14 protein-coding genes are annotated in these 15,289 nt (G+C 72.6%); 4 read left to right on the top strand and 10 right to left on the bottom strand.

Features of this window, described 5'->3' with window-relative positions; genetic code table 11:
- Positions 1-1,185 (bottom strand): signal recognition particle-docking protein FtsY, encoded by a 1,185-nt coding sequence (ftsY, locus tag O7597_RS18920; RefSeq protein ID WP_269739402.1) that lies wholly within the window; start codon positions 1,183-1,185, stop codon positions 1-3.
- A gap of 185 nt (positions 1,186-1,370) precedes the next feature.
- Here ftsY and O7597_RS18915 point away from each other — a divergent pair, with 185 nt between their 5' ends.
- Positions 1,371-3,080 carry an alkaline phosphatase D family protein gene (locus tag O7597_RS18915; protein WP_269739403.1) on the top strand — a complete coding sequence of 570 codons (1,710 nt, stop codon included), beginning with the start codon at positions 1,371-1,373 and terminating at the stop codon, positions 3,078-3,080.
- A gap of 52 nt (positions 3,081-3,132) precedes the next feature.
- Positions 3,133-3,654, top strand: a complete 522-nt coding sequence (locus O7597_RS18910) for a DinB family protein (RefSeq protein WP_269739404.1) — start codon at positions 3,133-3,135, stop codon at positions 3,652-3,654.
- Positions 3,655-3,723: 69 nt separating this feature from the next.
- Here O7597_RS18910 and O7597_RS18905 read toward each other — a convergent pair whose 3' ends face one another.
- The 3 genes from O7597_RS18905 to O7597_RS18895 all read right to left on the bottom strand — a co-directional run bounded on the left by O7597_RS18905 (position 3,724) and on the right by O7597_RS18895 (position 8,416).
- The gene (locus O7597_RS18905) at positions 3,724-4,344 is read right to left on the bottom strand and encodes an HAD-IA family hydrolase (RefSeq protein ID WP_269739405.1); all 621 of its coding nucleotides are present in this window, start codon (positions 4,342-4,344) and stop codon (positions 3,724-3,726) included.
- On the bottom strand, positions 4,344-7,958 hold the full coding sequence (gene smc, locus O7597_RS18900; RefSeq protein WP_281580296.1) for a chromosome segregation protein SMC: 3,615 nt from the start codon (positions 7,956-7,958) through the stop codon (positions 4,344-4,346). The genes O7597_RS18905 and smc overlap by 1 nt, the downstream gene beginning before the upstream one ends.
- A 263-nt stretch (positions 7,959-8,221) precedes the next feature.
- Complete coding sequence (locus tag O7597_RS18895) at positions 8,222-8,416, bottom strand: hypothetical protein (protein ID WP_093401709.1); 195 nt, start codon at positions 8,414-8,416, stop codon at positions 8,222-8,224.
- Positions 8,417-8,787: 371 nt separating this feature from the next.
- Between O7597_RS18895 and O7597_RS18890 the strand changes: the two genes are divergently transcribed.
- Together O7597_RS18890 and O7597_RS18885 are read left to right on the top strand one after the other, a co-directional pair.
- Positions 8,788-10,104 carry a CAP domain-containing protein gene (locus tag O7597_RS18890; protein WP_281580295.1) on the top strand — a complete coding sequence of 439 codons (1,317 nt, stop codon included), beginning with the start codon at positions 8,788-8,790 and terminating at the stop codon, positions 10,102-10,104.
- 113 nt (positions 10,105-10,217) lie between these two features.
- Positions 10,218-11,060 carry an endo alpha-1,4 polygalactosaminidase gene (locus O7597_RS18885; RefSeq protein ID WP_281580294.1) on the top strand — a complete coding sequence of 281 codons (843 nt, stop codon included), beginning with the start codon at positions 10,218-10,220 and terminating at the stop codon, positions 11,058-11,060.
- Positions 11,061-11,091: 31 nt separating this feature from the next.
- On the opposite strand, the gene mutM is transcribed toward O7597_RS18885, so the two are convergent.
- The 6 genes from mutM to O7597_RS18855 all read right to left on the bottom strand — a co-directional run bounded on the left by mutM (position 11,092) and on the right by O7597_RS18855 (position 15,250).
- The gene (gene mutM, locus O7597_RS18880; protein ID WP_281580293.1) at positions 11,092-11,943 is read right to left on the bottom strand and encodes a bifunctional DNA-formamidopyrimidine glycosylase/DNA-(apurinic or apyrimidinic site) lyase; all 852 of its coding nucleotides are present in this window, start codon (positions 11,941-11,943) and stop codon (positions 11,092-11,094) included.
- A complete protein-coding gene (rnc, locus tag O7597_RS18875) occupies positions 11,936-12,772 on the bottom strand; it encodes a ribonuclease III (protein WP_269739410.1) in 837 nt (278 codons plus the stop codon). Before rnc ends, mutM begins: the two co-directional genes overlap by 8 nt.
- The gene (locus O7597_RS18870; RefSeq protein ID WP_281583276.1) at positions 12,769-13,722 is read right to left on the bottom strand and encodes a phosphate acyltransferase PlsX; all 954 of its coding nucleotides are present in this window, start codon (positions 13,720-13,722) and stop codon (positions 12,769-12,771) included. The genes rnc and O7597_RS18870 overlap by 4 nt, the downstream gene beginning before the upstream one ends.
- A 129-nt stretch (positions 13,723-13,851) precedes the next feature.
- Positions 13,852-14,025 carry a 50S ribosomal protein L32 gene (gene rpmF / locus O7597_RS18865; RefSeq protein WP_091435485.1) on the bottom strand — a complete coding sequence of 58 codons (174 nt, stop codon included), beginning with the start codon at positions 14,023-14,025 and terminating at the stop codon, positions 13,852-13,854.
- Between the two features lie 5 nt (positions 14,026-14,030).
- Positions 14,031-14,594, bottom strand: a complete 564-nt coding sequence (locus tag O7597_RS18860; protein ID WP_269739411.1) for a YceD family protein — start codon at positions 14,592-14,594, stop codon at positions 14,031-14,033.
- A 158-nt stretch (positions 14,595-14,752) separates the two neighbouring features.
- Positions 14,753-15,250, bottom strand: a complete 498-nt coding sequence (locus O7597_RS18855) for a hypothetical protein (protein ID WP_269739412.1) — start codon at positions 15,248-15,250, stop codon at positions 14,753-14,755.
- Between the last annotated feature and the right edge of the window lie 39 nt (positions 15,251-15,289).

Genomic DNA, 15,289 nt, shown 5'->3' with positions numbered 1-15,289 from the left:
TTACGCGGTCTGGCCGGTGGGTTCGGTACCCAGCAACGCGTCGACGAACTGTGCCGGGTCGAACGGTGCCAGGTCGTCGGGGCCCTCGCCGAGGCCGACCAGCTTCACCGGGATGCCGAGCTTGCGCTGCACGGCGATGACGATGCCGCCCTTGGCGGTGCCGTCGAGCTTGGTCAGCACCACCCCGGTGACGTTCACCACCTCGGTGAAGACGCGCGCCTGCTCCAACCCGTTCTGGCCGGTGGTGGCGTCGAGTACCAGCAGTGTCTCGTCGATCGGGCCGTGCTTCTCCACCACCCGCTTGACCTTGCCCAGCTCGTCCATCAGGCCGATCTTGTTCTGCAACCGCCCGGCGGTGTCGACGAGGACCGTGTCCACGCCGGTCTCGATGCCCCGCTTGACCGCGTCGAAGGCGACGCTGGCCGGGTCGGCGCCCTCCGGACCGCGGACGGTCTCGGCCCCGACCCGCCCGGCCCAGGTCTGCAGCTGGTCGGCGGCGGCGGCCCGGAAGGTGTCGGCGGCGCCGAGCAGCACACTGCGGCCGTCGGCGATGAGCACCCTGGCGATCTTGCCGCAGGTGGTGGTCTTGCCCGCGCCGTTGACCCCGACCACGAGCAGCACCGCCGGCACGCCCTCCTTCGGGGCGGTGTGCAACGACCGGTCCAGTCCCGGGTCGAGCGCGTTGACCAGCTCGGTGGCGAGCAGGGTGCGCAGCTCGGCGACCGAGCGGGTACCCAGCACCCGGGTGCGCTCCCGCAGCCGGTCGACGATGTCCCGGGTGGCGTCGACACCGACGTCGGCGGTGATCAGGCTGTCCTCGATCTCCTCCCAGACGTCCTCGTCGAGCCGGTCCCGGCTGAGCAGGCCGAGCAGGCCCTTGCCGAACACGTTCTGCGACCGCGACAGCCGGGAGCGCAGCCGCACCAGCCGGCCGGCGGTCGGCTCGGGCACCTCGACGGTCGGTGCCGGCGCCTCGACCGGTGGCTCGACCAGGACACCCGTGGACAGGTCGGCCTCCGGCGCCTGCACCGGCGGGCCGGCGAGGTCCTCCTCCGCCCGGGTGTCGACCTCCGTACGCGGCAGCGGCGGCTGCGGCCGTCGGCGCAGCCGCGGCACGACCAGCCCGATGCCGCCGAGGATCAGCAGACCGAGCAGGGCGAGAGCGATGAGGAGGTATTCCGTCATGCCGGAATCCTGTCAGATGCCGGCGATCACGTCTCAGCCACCGCTCCCGCCGGGCTCGGCGGTCACCCGGCGCCCGACCGCCCCCGGCGTCGGCCCAGGATGCGGCGGTAGTCTCGGCCACAGTTGGCAGTGGTGCGCCGCCGGCCGGGTAGTAAAGGATGAAGCTTTCTCGTCTGGAGGTTCGCATGCCCGCCGAGCTGCTCATCGGCCCCTTGCTACGCCGGGTCGTCGGCACTCGGGCCACCGTCTGGGTGGAGACCACGACGCCCGCTGTGGTCACCGTCCGCACGACCGGCGGCGCCACCGGCACCGCCCCCACCTTCAGCGCGTACGACCACCACTACGCGCTCGTCGTGATCGACGGGCTGACCCCGGACAGCGCCACGACGTACGAGGTGCTGATCGACGACGAGGTGGTCTGGCCGCTGCCGGACAGTCGTTTCCCGCCCAGTCTCATCCGCACCCGGGCCACCGACGACCGGGACCAGCCGGTCCGCCTGCTCTTCGGTTCCTGTCGGGAGACCACCCAGCACGCGACCACCCGCAAGTTGCCGCCGGACGCGCTCGACGCGTACGCCCGGCGGGTGATGGCCGACCCGGACCCGGCCGCCCTGCCCGACCTGCTGCTGCTGCTCGGTGACCAGGTCTACGCCGACGAGACCTCGCCGACCGTCAAGCGGCTGCTGCGCCGTCGGCGGCGGCGTCCCGAGGGCGCGCCGAAGGACCAGGTGGTCAGCTTCGACGAGTACACCAAGCTCTACCTGGAGTCGTGGCGCGACCCGGAGATCCGCTGGCTCCTCTCCACCGTGCCGAGCGTGATGATCTTCGACGATCACGAGGTCATCGACGACTGGAACACCTCGGCCTCCTGGCGGGCCGACATGCGCGAGCAGCCGTGGTGGGCCGAGCGGATCGCCAGTGGGTTGGCCTCCTACTGGGTCTACCAGCACCTGGGCAACCTCTCGCCCGACGAGATCACCGCGGACCCGGTCTTCGCCAAGGTGAGCGCGGCGGAGGACGCCACCGGCGTGTTGCGGGAGTTCGGCGCGCGGGTCGACACCGAGGCCGACCTGGCCCACGACACCGAGCGCTGGCGGGCGGTGCAGTACCAGTGGAGCTACGCGCTCGACCTGGGGCGCACCCGCCTGGTGATGCTGGACAACCGGTGCAGCCGGGTGCTGTTGCCGGGTCGGCGGGCGATGCTGCCGCCCGGCGAATGGTCGTGGTTCGTCGACCGCGCCCACGGTGGCTACGACCACCTGGTGGTCGGCTCCTCACTGCCCTGGCTGCTGCCGCCCGGCATCCACCACGTCGAGACGTGGAACGAGAAGCTGGCCGACTCGCCCCGGCGGTGGGTCTCCGGGCTGGGCGAGCGGCTGCGCCGCGCGCTGGACCTGGAGCACTGGGCCGCGTTCCGCCGCTCGTTCGACGCGCTGGCGGAGTTGTTCGCCCGGATCGGCGCCGGCACGCCGGGTGCCCCCGACGACCGCAAGGGCGCCGGGCCGGCGTACCCGCCACCGGCGTCGATCAGCGTGCTCTCCGGCGACGTGCACCACTCGTACGTGGCGCGGGTCAGGTTCGCCGACCCCGGTGTGCACACACCGGTGCACCAGCTCACCTGCTCGCCGATCCACAACCAGGTGCCGGCCGGGATGCGCCCGCTGATGCGGCTGGGGTGGGCGCGCGGCCCGGCCGGAGCGGCCCGGGCCCTGGCCCGCACGGCGGGCGTCCGTCGGCCCCTGGTCAAGTGGCGCAAGCTGGCCGGTCCGTACTTCGGCAACGCGGTGGCGACGCTCACCCACGCCGGGCGCGGGGCCGAGGTGATCATCGAGGGCACCACCGGCGACGGTCACCTGCACGTGGTGGCCCGGCAGCGGCTCACCGACGGCCACTGAGCGCTCCACAAATCCGTCGCAGGTTGTCAGATACCGGGGCCAGAATCCTCGGATGACTTGGACAGCACCGGCGGTCGACCGAACCCCCGAGCCCTACGTCGGCGACGAGCGCACCATGCTGGAGGGCTGGCTGGACTATCACCGGCAGACCCTCCTGCTCAAGTGTGCCGGCCTCACCGCCGAGCAGCTACGCACGGCCAGCGTGGCACCGTCCGGCCTCACGCTGCTCGGGCTGGTCCGGCACCTGGCCGAGGTGGAGGCCTGGTGGTTCCGGGAGAACTTCGCCGCCGAGCAGGTCGACTACCCGTACTACACGCTGGACGACCCGGACGCCGACCTCGACGTCGGCGACGCCGACGCCGAGGCGGACTTCGCCACCTACCACCGGGAGGTGGCACGGGCCCGCGCCGCCGTCGTCGGGCGGTCGCTCGACGAGACGTTCACCGAGGTCGGCCCGAAGCGGCGCACGTTCAACCTGCGCTGGGTCTACGTCCACATGATCGAGGAGTACGCCCGGCACAACGGGCACGCCGACCTGATCCGCGAACGCATCGACGGCGTCGTCGGGGAGTGACCCGGCTGCTCTCGACGCCGGTCACGGCAGGTGCGCCCCGGGACACCGCGGCGTGCCGCGGGCCGGGCCTCAGGCGGCCAGTGCGGCGCGCAGGTAGCGCAGGTCGGCCGGCCCGTTCCAGCGGTACGCCGACAGCCCGGCCGCCCGGGCGCCGCTGATCGCCCGGTCCTCGTCGTCGACGAAGAGCACCCGGGCCGGCGGCGTGTCCAGCGCCGCACAGGCGGCCTGGAAGTACTCGGGTGCCGGCTTGTGCACCCCGATGGCCGAGGAGTTGACCACCACGTCCAACTCGTCGGTCAGGTCGAGGGCGGCCAGGTCGGCGTCGAGCAGGTCGGTGGCGTTGGTGCCGAGACCGACCCGGATGCCGGCGGCTCTCGCCTCGCGGACGAACGCGAGCACCTCGGGGTCGACCTCACCGCGATAGCGCTGCCACTGGGCCACCGCCGCCCGCGCCCGCTCGGCGTCACCGACCGACGGCGTGAGCGCGTCGGCCACGCTTGTCATCCAGTCGGCGTGGCTGACCTGGCCAGTGAGCACCGGTTGCAGCCGCCCCCACTGCATGGCGATCTCGCCGAGCACACCGGCGGAGAGGCCGTACTCCCGCTCGACGGCGGCGGCGACCGCCGGATCCCAGCGCCGCAGCACACCGTCGAAGTCCACCAGGAGCGCCGTCGCGCGTTCCCGAGCCACTACCCGTTCTCCTCGCCGCGGCCCTGCCGCTCGTCATCCCCGTCGGCCCGGTTGAGCCGTTGACTGATCACCTGGGTCACCCCGCCGCGCATCGTCACACCGTAGAGCGCGTCGGCGATCTCCATGGTCCGCTTCTGGTGCGTGATGACGATCAGCTGGCTCTTCTCCCGTAGCTGCGCCAGCAGGGTGATCAGCCGGCCCAGGTTCACGTCGTCGAGGGCCGCCTCCACCTCGTCCATGATGTAGAACGGGCTCGGTCGGGCTCGGAAGATCGCCACCAGCATCGCGACCGCGGTCAGGGACCGCTCGCCGCCGGAGAGCAGCGACAACCGTTTGATCTTCTTGCCCGGCGGGCGGGCCTCGACCTCGACGCCGGTGGTCAGCAGGTCGTCCGGGTCGGTGAGGATCAACCGACCCTCGCCACCGGGGAACAACACGGTGAAGACCTGCTCGAACTCTCGCGCGGTGTCGGCGAAGGCGCTGGCGAAGACCTCGAGAATCCGGTCGTCGACGTCCTTGACCACGGTGAGCAGGTCCCGCCGGGTCGCCTTGAGGTCCTCCAACTGCTCGGAGAGGAACTTGTACCGCTCCTCCAGCGCCGCGAACTCCTCGAGGGCGAGTGGGTTGACCTTGCCCAGCAGGGCGAGTTCCCGTTCCGCCTTGGCGGCCCGCTTCTCCTGCACCGGGCGTTCGTAGCGGACCGGTTCGGGAACCGGCAGACCGTCCCGCTCGGCTGCGGCCACCTCGGCGTCGGTGGGTGGCACCAGCTGACTCGGGCCGTACTCGGCGACCAGGGTCTCGACCGTAAGGCCGAAGTCCTCGGCCGCCTTGGCCTCCAGCTGCTCGATGCGCAACCGTTGCTCGGCGCGGGCGACCTCGTCCCGGTGCACCTGGCTGGTCAGCCGTTCCAGTTCCGCACCGAACCGTTTCGCGGCGGCCCGCACCTCCTGCAGCTCCGCCTCGCGGGTGGCCCGTTCCCGCGCCACCGCGTCGCGGTGCTCCTCGGCCCGGGCGATGCTGCTGGTCAGCTGGGTCAACGCCGACCGCGCGCCACCGGCCACCGCGCGAGCGATGGCGGCACCCCGGGTCCGCGCGGCGCGCCGGGCCGCCGCCCGTTCCCGCGCCGCCCGTTCGGCACCGGCCTGTCGGCGCAGCGAATCGGCCCGCCCGGCGATCGAGGCGACCCGCTCCTCGGCGGTACGCACCGCGAGCCGGACCTCCATCTCGTTCTGCCGGGCCTGCGGCACCATGGCGGCGAACTGGTCGCGTTCCTCGGTGGAGGGTTCCGCGTCGATCGGGGTCGCCTCCGCCAACCGCAGCCGCTCCGCCAACTCGGCCAGGGTGGTCAGATCCCGCTCCCGGGCCGCCTCGGCGCGCGCTCGGGACTCGCCGAGACGGTCGGTCTCCGCCTTCGCCGACCGCGCGGCGGCACCCAGCTCGGCCAGCCGCCGTGCCGCGGCGTTGCGGTGGCTCTCAGCCTCCCGCTTGGCCGCCGCCGCATGCTGCACCGCCTCCTTGGCGGTGGTCACCTCGGCACGTGCCTCGACCAACTGTTCGCGCAGCTCGGCGCTGGCCCGCTCGGCCGACAGCCGACTGGCCCGGGCCTCCTCGACGGCCGCCTGGACCTCGATGTAGCTGGGCGCCTTGGCCGACCCGCCGGCCGCCGCGTACGCGCCGACCACGTCACCCTCCCGGGTGACCGCCCGCAGTTCGGGATTGCCGGTGACCACCTCGGCGGCGGCCGCCAGGTCCGCCACCAGCACCACGTCCCGCAGTGCCCGGTGCACCGCGGGCCGGATCTGGTCGTCGCAGTCGACCAGGTCGGGTGCCCAGTGGGCGCCGTCGGGCAGTTTCGGCCGCAACGCGTCGGCCGAACCGGACATCCCCGGCCCGGCGGGGCTGCCGACGAGCAGCCCGGCACGTCCGGCGTCCGAGATCTTCAGCAGGCGCATCGCCTCGACGGCCTCGTCGACGCCGGTCACCGCGACCGCGTCGGCCAGCCCACCGAGCGCCGCGGCGAGCGCCGCCTCGTGGCCCGGTGCCACCGAGAGCAGGCCGGCGAGGCCGCCCAACAGACCGGGCACCTGGTCGGCGCGGGCCAACAGGGCGCCGGCACCGTCCTTGCGGCGCAGGCCGAGGGCGAGCGCCTCCTCCCGCGCCTTCCAGGTCGCGGCGTCCTTCTCCGCCGCCCGCTCCGCGTCCGACAGCGACCGGACCGTGGCCTGTGCCCGCTCCTGGGCGGCGACGGCTTCGGCGTGTCGGGCGTCCAGGTCGGCATTGTCGCGGTCCGCCTCGGTGGACTGCTCGGCGACCGCGTCCAGCTCGGCCTGGGCCCGCTCGGCGCGGGCCATCGCGTCGGTGTGCGCGGCGGCGAGCCGCTCGATCTCCTCACCGGCGCTCGTGGTTCGCGCCCGGGCGGAATTCACCTGTCCGGTCAGCCGGGCCAGGCCCTCCCGCCGGTCGGCGATGGCCTTCGCCGCGGCGACCAGTTCCCGCTCGGCGGCGGCGAGTTGCCGCTCCAGCTCCTGGCGGTGCTCGACCGCCTCGGCGAGCCGCACCTGGTCGTCGGTGAGCGCCGCGCGCAGTTCCTCCTCCTGCTCGCGGACCCGCTCGGCTTCGGCCTCCAGCTGTTCCGGGTCCCGTCCCGGACGCTCGTCGTCCGGTGTGGCAGTCAGGTGCCGCAGCCGCTCGACGGCGAGCTGCTCGATCGAACGGAACCGTTCCTGCAGGGCGGAGAGCTTGTACCAGGTGTCCTGCGCGGCGGCCAGCAGCGGGGCGTCGGAGGCCAACGCCTCCTCCAACTCGCCGAGCCGGTACTGCACCTCGGCGTGCTCGGCCTCGACCTGCTCGCGTCGCTGCCGGAGCGCGGTCTCGTCCGCGATCTCCTTGTCCAGCGTGGTCCGCAGGGTGGCCAGGTCGTCGGCGAGCAACCGCAGCCGGGCGTCGCGCAGGTTCGCCTGGATGACGGCGGCCCGGCGGGCCACCTCGGCCTGCCGGCCGAGAGGTTTGAGCTGTCGACGCAGCTCGGCGGTGAGGTCGGTGAGCCGGTTCAGGTTGGTCTGCATCGCGTCGAGCTTGCGCAGCGCCTTTTCCTTGCGCTTGCGGTGCTTGAGGACGCCGGCCGCCTCCTCGATGAACGCCCGCCGGTCCTCCGGCTTGGCGTGCAGCATCCCGTCGAGCCGGCCCTGCCCGACGATGATGTGCATCTCCCGGCCGATGCCGGAGTCGGACAGCAGTTCCTGGATGTCGAGCAGCCGGCACGAGTCGCCGTTGATCTCGTATTCGCTCTCACCGGAGCGGAACATCCGGCGGGTGATGGAGACCTCGGTGTACTCGATCGGCAGGGCGCCGTCGGTGTTGTCGATGGTGAGGGTCACCTCGGCCCGGCCCAGCGGGGCCCGCCCGGCGGTGCCGGCGAAGATGACGTCCTCCATCTTGCCGCCACGCAACGCCTTGGCGCCCTGCTCGCCGAGCACCCAGGCGATGGCGTCGACGACGTTCGACTTGCCGGAGCCGTTCGGGCCCACCACGCAGGTGATCCCCGGCTCCAGCTTGAGCGTCGTCGCGGAGGCGAAGGACTTGAAGCCCTTCACCGTCAGGCTCTTGAGATACACCTTCTCGATCCTCGTCCGGTGGCCGCCGTACCGTCGCCCGGCTGCGCGGACCCTGGTAAACCCGCAGACTAACCCGGGACCGGGTGGAGCACGCCACGCGACCCGCCTGCCCGACCGCCGGACACCGGCCGGCCCCGCGTGGCCGAGGCGGTCGGGCACGCACAGAGCTGCGCGCCGGCACAGGGTGTCGGCGCGCTCGGTGCGGTGGTGCTATTCAGTTGTGGCGACCGGTTGCGGCGGTCGCTCTCGTGCGACCAGGTGGATCAGGTCAGCGCGGGCTCGGCCAGACGGAGCAGATCGTCCGCCTCCGCCGCAGCCGCCGCGAGCCGATCGTTCTCGGCGCGCAGCCGCGTGACCTCGAACTCCAGTGACTGAACCCTGGCACGCAGTCGGGTGACCTCGTCGAGCAGGCGCCGGTCGGGCGCCGCACCTACGTGGCCGTAGAGGGCCTTCGCCATTTTTACTCCTTGATGTGCGCTGCCGGAGAGGCCGGCCAACGCGCGCCCATGTGAACGCGACTACCACTCCCACACATTCTGGGCATGGCCGGGCGCGACTGGCGACACCACCATATTGAGCCGACAGCCCCTGCTTCGTCAAGTTCTCGCAGGCCGTAGATCATCTCGGCGTCGGCCACACCCGTCACGGGAGGCTGCCATCAGGCGCGGACACGCTCTGTCCGGACACCCCGACTCTACGCTCCGGAATCACCGAACACCTCACCCGGACGTACCGGCTCCTCTTAACTCTTCCTTAGCCAGATTGCCGCTGCTCAGACACAACACGTAGCGTCACCCCGGCCCGTAACTGACCCGTGGAGGCGACAGGCGTGCACGGCTGGAATGATCCGATCGACCCGGAGCGCACCCCGTGGCGAGCGGAACCGCCGACCGACGATCCGGCCTGGTTGACCGACCGGCCAGCGCCACGGTCGTCCTACCTGTTCGGCGACGATCCGGCGGAGCCGTCCGACGGGTGGTACCGCGAGCAGCCGACCGAGCAGTGGCGGTCCGACGCTGCCGCGCACCCGGCCACGGAGGCGTACCGGCCGGCGGAGCAGCCGTACCCGACAACGGGACAGGACTGGTACGACACCTCCGGCGCACGGCACCAGCAGACCGGACGGCACCACCGCGACGACGAGCCCACCGCCACCGATGCCACCGACTGGCCCACGCACCACGCCGCGCCGCAGGAGAGCGCGTACGCCTACGATGATCGGCCCGACTGGTACACCGATCAGGCCGTCGGGTACACCGACCGGACCGGCGCGTACGCCGAACCGGTCGTTGGCCCGCACTACGGCCCGCCGCAGACCGGGCACCGGGAGCTGGCCGGTGTCGACGAGCCGGCACCCGAGCCGACCGCCGCGACCCGTCGGTCCCGCAGGCTGCCGCGCCCCCTGGTGATGGGGGGTGCCGCCGCGGCCGCCACGCTCGTGGTGAGCATCGGTGTCGCCGCCCTCGCGCTGCCCGGTGACGACGCCCCGACCAACACCACGGCGGGCCAGGCACCGGTCGCCAGCGCGCCCGCCGCGGAGGAGGATCCGGCACTCACGCTCGACCTGCCCGAGAGCACCAGCCCGAGCGCCAGTCCCAGCCCCAGTGTCTCCCCGAGCACCGCCACGGCCGCACCGTCACCGAGCCGGACCACCCGGACCAGGCCCGCACCCTCGCGGAGCACGGCCCCGTCCCGGCTGGGCACCGACCGCCAGGGCAGCCCGAGCCGGGCCGCCTCGGCCAGCCCGTCGCCCTCCGACGACGTCACCGCCGAGGCCGCCGAGGTGGTCAAGCTGGTCAACGCCGAGCGGGCGAAGGCCGGCTGCGGCGCGTTGAGCATCGACGACAAGTTGATGACCGCGGCCCAGCGGCACAGCCAGGACCAGGCCGACCACCGGAACATGTCGCACACCGGCAGCGACGGCAGCGATCCCGGCGACCGGATCGACCGGGTCGACTACGCCTGGCGTACCTACGGCGAGAACGTCGCGTGGAACCAGCGGACGCCCGCGGCCGTCATGGACGCCTGGATGAACAGCGACGGACACCGCGCCAACATCCTCAACTGCGCCTTCACCGAGATCGGCGTCGGCGTGGCGCGCAGCAACGGTCCGTACTGGACGCAGGTCTTCGCCGCGCCGCGCTGAGTCGGCCGCGAGTCCTCGTCGGGTCCGTGCTCGTTTGACCGGGTGGGTACGCCGGGACCCGGCGTACCGGGCTCGGGCGGCCCGACGCCGCCCCGCGACCTGCGGAGCTGGCGATGCGGTTCGGCCTGGGCGGGCGACCGGCCCGGTGGGTGCACCGCCGGGCGCTGCCGGCTGGACTGACGTTCACGCTGCTCGTCACTGCTGCGGCCTGCCGTCCTGACCTCACCCCGCCCGGAGCACCGACCAGCTGGCCGACCACCTCGGCGCGGCACTGGCAGTGGCAGTGGCAGCTGGACGGGGTGCTCGATCCGGACGTCGAGGCGGACGTGTTCGTCCTCGACCCGGTCGACACCACCGCCGCGCAGACCAGCGAGCTACGTGCCCGGGACCGTCGGCTGGTCTGCCAGGTGCACGTCGGTTCGGTGCACCCGACCGACCCCGACGCCAGCCGCTACCCGGCCCGCGTCCGCGGCGCGACGACGGCCCGGACCGGGCGCGTCTGGCTCGACGTACGCCGGTGGGACGTCCTGCGACCGGTGCTGGCCGACCGGTTCCGACTCTGTCGTGGCAAGGGTTTCGGCGCGGTGGTGTTCGCCGACGCCGACGGCTACGACATGCGCTCCGGCTTCGCGCTGGAGTTCGACGACCAGTTGACGTTCAACCGTAAGCTCGCCGCGCTGGCCCGCTCGCTCGATCTCTCCCCCGGGCTGCTCAACAATCTGCCGCAGGGCGCCGCGCTGGCACCGGACTTCGACTTCGCCGTCAACGAGGAGTGCGTACGGCTGGACCGGTGCGACAAGTTGCTGCCCTTCGCCGACGCCGGCAAACCGGTGTTCCACGTCGAGTACACCGGTGCCACCACCGACTTCTGTGTCACAAGCGTCGGCTACGGCTTCGCCTCGATCCGCAAGAACCGCATCCTGGACGCCTGGCGTCTGCCCTGCCCAGCCCCCTGACAGTGCCCCTCCCGCCCGGCAGTGGGCGGGGTCAGGGGCGCGAGCGGGGGCGGGGTTGGCAGCGGGGGCAGCTGTAGGACGAGCGGTTCATGAAGGCCTCGCGGCGGATCGGTGCGCCGCAGCGACGGCAGGGCTGCCCCTCCCGCCCGTACGCGTTCAACGACCGGTCGAAGTAGCCGCTCTCGCCGTTGACGTTCACGTAGAGGGCGTCGAAGCTGGTGCCCCCCGCGGTGATCGCCTCACCGAGGACGTCCCGCACGTGCGCGAGCAGCCGGTGGGCGGCCGGGCCGGTGAGCGCGTCGGTGGACCGGGTGCCGTGCAGCCCGGCCCGCCACAGCGCCTCGTCGGCGTAGATGTTGCCCACGCCGGAGATCAGGCTCTGGTCGAGCAGCGCCCGCTTGACCTCGGTGCGCCGCCGGCGCAGCGCGGCCACGAACTCCGCGTCGGAGAACTCCGGATCAAGCGGGTCGCGGGCGATGTGGGCGATCTCCGCCGGCAGCGTGCCGCCGCCCTCGCTCACCGACAGCCCGCCGAACGTACGCTGGTCGACGAAGCGCAGCTCGGGGCCGCCGTCGTCGAAACGGAACCGGACCCGCAGGTGCGTCTCGTCGGGCGCGTCCGCCGGTTGCAGCAGCAGTTGCCCGGACATCCCGAGATGCCCGACGACGGCGTCCCCGCTGTCCAGCGGCAGCCAGAGATACTTCCCGCGTCGACGGACGTCGAGTACCTTCCGGCCGGCCAGCACGTCGGCGAAGTGTGTGCCGCCGGGCACGTGGCGACGGACCGCCCGGGGGTGGCGTACCTCCACCGAGTGGATCCGGCGGCCGGTGATCCAGCGGGACAGGCCCTGCCGGACGGTCTCCACCTCCGGCAGCTCAGGCATGGTGCGCCTGGGCCTCGACCTCGTCAACCAGGCTCCGCTGGCCGTCGACCGTCCCGTTGACCTGCTCGTCGACCGTGCCGTCGGCGGCCGCCCCGGCCTGGCCTTCGGCGGTCTTCTCCGCCTGCTCGGTGAGGGTCCGCCACGCCGACTCCGCCGCCCGCTGCTCGGCTTCCTTCTTGCTCCGCCCGTCGGCGCCGCCGTACCGGTTGCCGGCCACCACCACCCACGCGGTGAAGGTCTTCAGGTGGTCCGGCCCGGTGCCCTCGATCCGGTACTCCGGAACGCCGAGGCCGAGCGCGGCGGTCAGTTCCTGCAGGCTCGTCTTCCAGTCCAGCGCGGCGCCCCGGCCGGCGGACTCGACCATCAGCGGGTCGAACAACCGGTGGATGACGATGGCGGCGGTGTCCAGGCCGTACTGGAGGTAGATCGCGCCGAGCAGCGCTTCGAGGGTGTCGGCGAGGATGCTGGCCTTGTCCCGACCGCCGGTGGTCTCCTCGCCCTTGCCGAGCAGCAGGTAGGGGCCGAGCCCGTCCGGGCCCAGGCCGCGCGCCACGTCGGCGAGCGCACGCATGTTGACCACGCTGGCGCGCAGCTTCGCCAGCTGGCCCTCCGGCAGGTCGGGGTGGTTCTGGAAGAGCGCGGTCGTGATCACCACACCCAGCACCGAGTCGCCGAGGAACTCCAGCCGCTCGTTGGTGGGCAGGCCGCCGTTCTCGTACGCGTACGAACGGTGGGTCAGCGCGCGTTCCAGCAGCTCCGGGTCCAGCGAGACGCCGAAGGCGGCCTCCAGGTGGCCGATCTCGGGTCGCCGGCGCTTGTCGTTGCTCATGATGTGCGTACCTCGGTGTCGGTCGTGCGATCGGTGCGGTCCCCGCCGAGCAGCGCGGCGACCCGCTCGGTGGCGTCGCGCCGCCAGAGATGGGCGGCCAGGGCGATGCCGGAGGCGATGTCGTCGGCGCGGGCGGCGCCGTGGCAGACGACGACGGTGCCGGCCACGCCGAGCAGCGCGGCGGCCCGGGGCGCGCCGCCACCGGGCGGGTTCCCGCCGGCCATGGCGTACGCGCCTTCGATGGCTTTGAGCAGCACGTTACCGGTGAAACCGTCGGTGACCACCACGTCGGCGCTGGTGCCGAGGCAGACGTCGTAGCCCTCGACGAGCCCGACGTAGCGGGCGTCGCCGGGCAGCGCCGCCGCGCCGAGCACGGGGTCGGTGAGCCGGCGAGCCCGGTCGCCCTTTCCGGCTTCGGTGCCCACCGAGAGCAGCCCCACCCGGGGCGCGGTGATGCCGTGGGCGACCGCGGCGTAGGCGGCACCGAGGGCGGCGTTGCGGGCGAGGGTCGCCGGGCTCGGCTCCAACGAGCCACCCACGTCGAGCAGGACGACGGTGCCGGAGACGGCGGGCAGCGCGGCGGCGAGGGCCGGGCGCCGGACATCGGGCCAGCGACCGAGGACGAGGGCGGCGGCGGTGACGGTCGCACCGGTGGACCCCGCGGAGACCAACGCGTCGGCGTAACCGGCCCGCACGGCCGCCACGGCGGCCCGGACGGTGGTGTCGGCACGCGCCGCGCTGGGGTCGTCGGCCATGTCGACGACGGAGTGGGTCGGTCGGACCGTGATCCGGTCCCGTTGCGCCGGGTCCAGGGCGTCGATCAACGCGCCGGCGACCCGGGTCGGCCCGACGAGAAGCAGGTGCAGGTCCGGGTCGTCGCACACCGCCCGCAGAGCGCCGTCCACCACGACGGCGGGAGCGTCGTCCCCGCCGAGGAGGTCAACGGCGATCCGTGCGACGCCCGGCTCCGTCTCGACGCCGACCGGCCTGGGCCGGCCGGCGTCGGCCGGAGTTGCGGACGACCGCCGGGGGGTGCGCGTCACCCGACCTGTGGTCGGAGACGTCACGCGCCGTCCGGGTCAGACCTCAAGGACCTGGCGGCCGTTGTAGGTGCCGCAGACCGAGCAGGCGGCGTGCGGCAGCTTCGCGGACTTGCACTGCGGGCAGGCGACGGTCGCGACCGCCGCGGCCTTCCAGTTCGCCCGGCGGGACCGGGTGTTGCTGCGCGACATCTTGCGCTTGGGGACGGCCACGGTTCTTACTCCTCTGTACGGGTCAGTTGCGACAGGCCCGCCCAACGCGGGTCGATCTGCTGGTGGCTGTGATCGGCCGGCAGATCGTCCCGGTGCACCCCGCATTCGGGGCACAGACCTGGGCAGTCCTGACGGCAGAGCGGGTTGTTCGGCAGCGCGAGCACCACCGCGTCCCGCAACGCCGGTTCCAGGTCGATCAGGTCGCCCTGCATTCGACCGACCTCGTCTTCCTCGGTGGTGACGTCAGTGGTGCTGTTCTCGTACGCGTACAGCTCCTGGATCGTCACCGTCACCGAGTCGTTGATCTCGCGCAGGCAGCGACCGCACTCGCCCCGGATCGGACCGCTGACGGTCCCCGAGACGAGCACACCCTCGGACACCGACTCCATCCGCAGATCGAGGTCGAGGCCCGCGCCCTCCGGCACGCCGATCAACTCCACACCGAGGTCCGACGGTGCCGGGACCACCCGTTCGACGGTACGCAGAGCACCAGGTCGGCGTGGCAGCTCCCTCGTGTCGAGGACCAGCGGCGACCTGGGGTCGAGTGAAGTGGGTGAGTTCTTGGGCATAGTCAGACTCCGGCCGGTGAGAGGCCGACAAACGAGGTTACCTGGACGGACGCCCCAGCGTCGAACCGGGGTGACCAGCCGGAGCGGCGGTCGGTCCCGGCGGCGGCGGATTGGTCCGGTCGGCGGCGGACGATCCGGTCGGCGGCGGCGGTGCGAGGTCAGAAGGGCAGCGGTCGCTCCGCCTCGTCCCCGGCGAAGGTGCCGATCTCCCGCAGCGCGTGCATCTTGTCCCGGCCGCGCTCTATCGAGGCCAGCGCCCGGGTGAGGAACTGTTCGAAGTTGGCCAGCGCGGTGTCGACGTAGTCGTCGACCTCCTCGCGCAGCCGCTGCGCCTCCGCCCGGGCCTCGGCGATGATCCGGGCGCCCTCGTGCTCGGCGGAGACGGTGATCTCGTTCACCGAGACCAGGCGGGCGTGTTCCGCCTCACCCTCGCTGATGATGCGGTCGGCCTCCCGCTTGCCGGCCTCCATGATCTTGTCCCGCTCCTCCAGCAGGGCGGCGGCACGGCGCAGGTCGGCCGGAAGCCCTTCGCGCAGTTCGTCGAGGGCACCGATCATCTCACTCCGGTCGACCATGCAGTTGTTGCGCGACATCGGCACGGAGCGCGCCTGCTCCACGATGCTGATCAGTTCGTCGATGCGGTCGAGCGGGTCCACCGGTACCTCACTCCTGTCATTCGTCGGGCCGACCTACAT

The sequence above is a fragment of the Verrucosispora sp. WMMC514 genome (assembly GCF_027497295.1).
In the GTDB taxonomy this organism is placed as follows: Bacteria; Actinomycetota; Actinomycetes; order Mycobacteriales; family Micromonosporaceae; genus Micromonospora; species Micromonospora palythoicola.
The sequence above is the reverse complement of the archived record's forward strand: the minus strand, read 5'-3'. Positions and strand labels throughout refer to the sequence as shown.

What these genes read in the sequence shown, in the direction of transcription:
- ftsY (WP_269739402.1), bottom strand. Translation starts at nt 1,185, where the DNA reads ATGACGGAATACCTCCTCATCGCTCTCGCCCTGCTCGGTCTGCTGATC.
- O7597_RS18885 (WP_281580294.1), top strand. Translation starts at nt 10,218, where the DNA reads ATGCGGTTCGGCCTGGGCGGGCGACCGGCCCGGTGGGTGCACCGCCGG.
- rnc (WP_269739410.1), bottom strand. Translation starts at nt 12,772, where the DNA reads ATGAGCAACGACAAGCGCCGGCGACCCGAGATCGGCCACCTGGAGGCC.
- O7597_RS18915 (WP_269739403.1), top strand. Translation starts at nt 1,371, where the DNA reads ATGCCCGCCGAGCTGCTCATCGGCCCCTTGCTACGCCGGGTCGTCGGC.
- O7597_RS18910 (WP_269739404.1), top strand. Translation starts at nt 3,133, where the DNA reads ATGACTTGGACAGCACCGGCGGTCGACCGAACCCCCGAGCCCTACGTC.
- mutM (WP_281580293.1), bottom strand. Translation starts at nt 11,943, where the DNA reads ATGCCTGAGCTGCCGGAGGTGGAGACCGTCCGGCAGGGCCTGTCCCGC.
- O7597_RS18860 (WP_269739411.1), bottom strand. Translation starts at nt 14,594, where the DNA reads ATGCCCAAGAACTCACCCACTTCACTCGACCCCAGGTCGCCGCTGGTC.
- O7597_RS18895 (WP_093401709.1), bottom strand. Translation starts at nt 8,416, where the DNA reads ATGGCGAAGGCCCTCTACGGCCACGTAGGTGCGGCGCCCGACCGGCGC.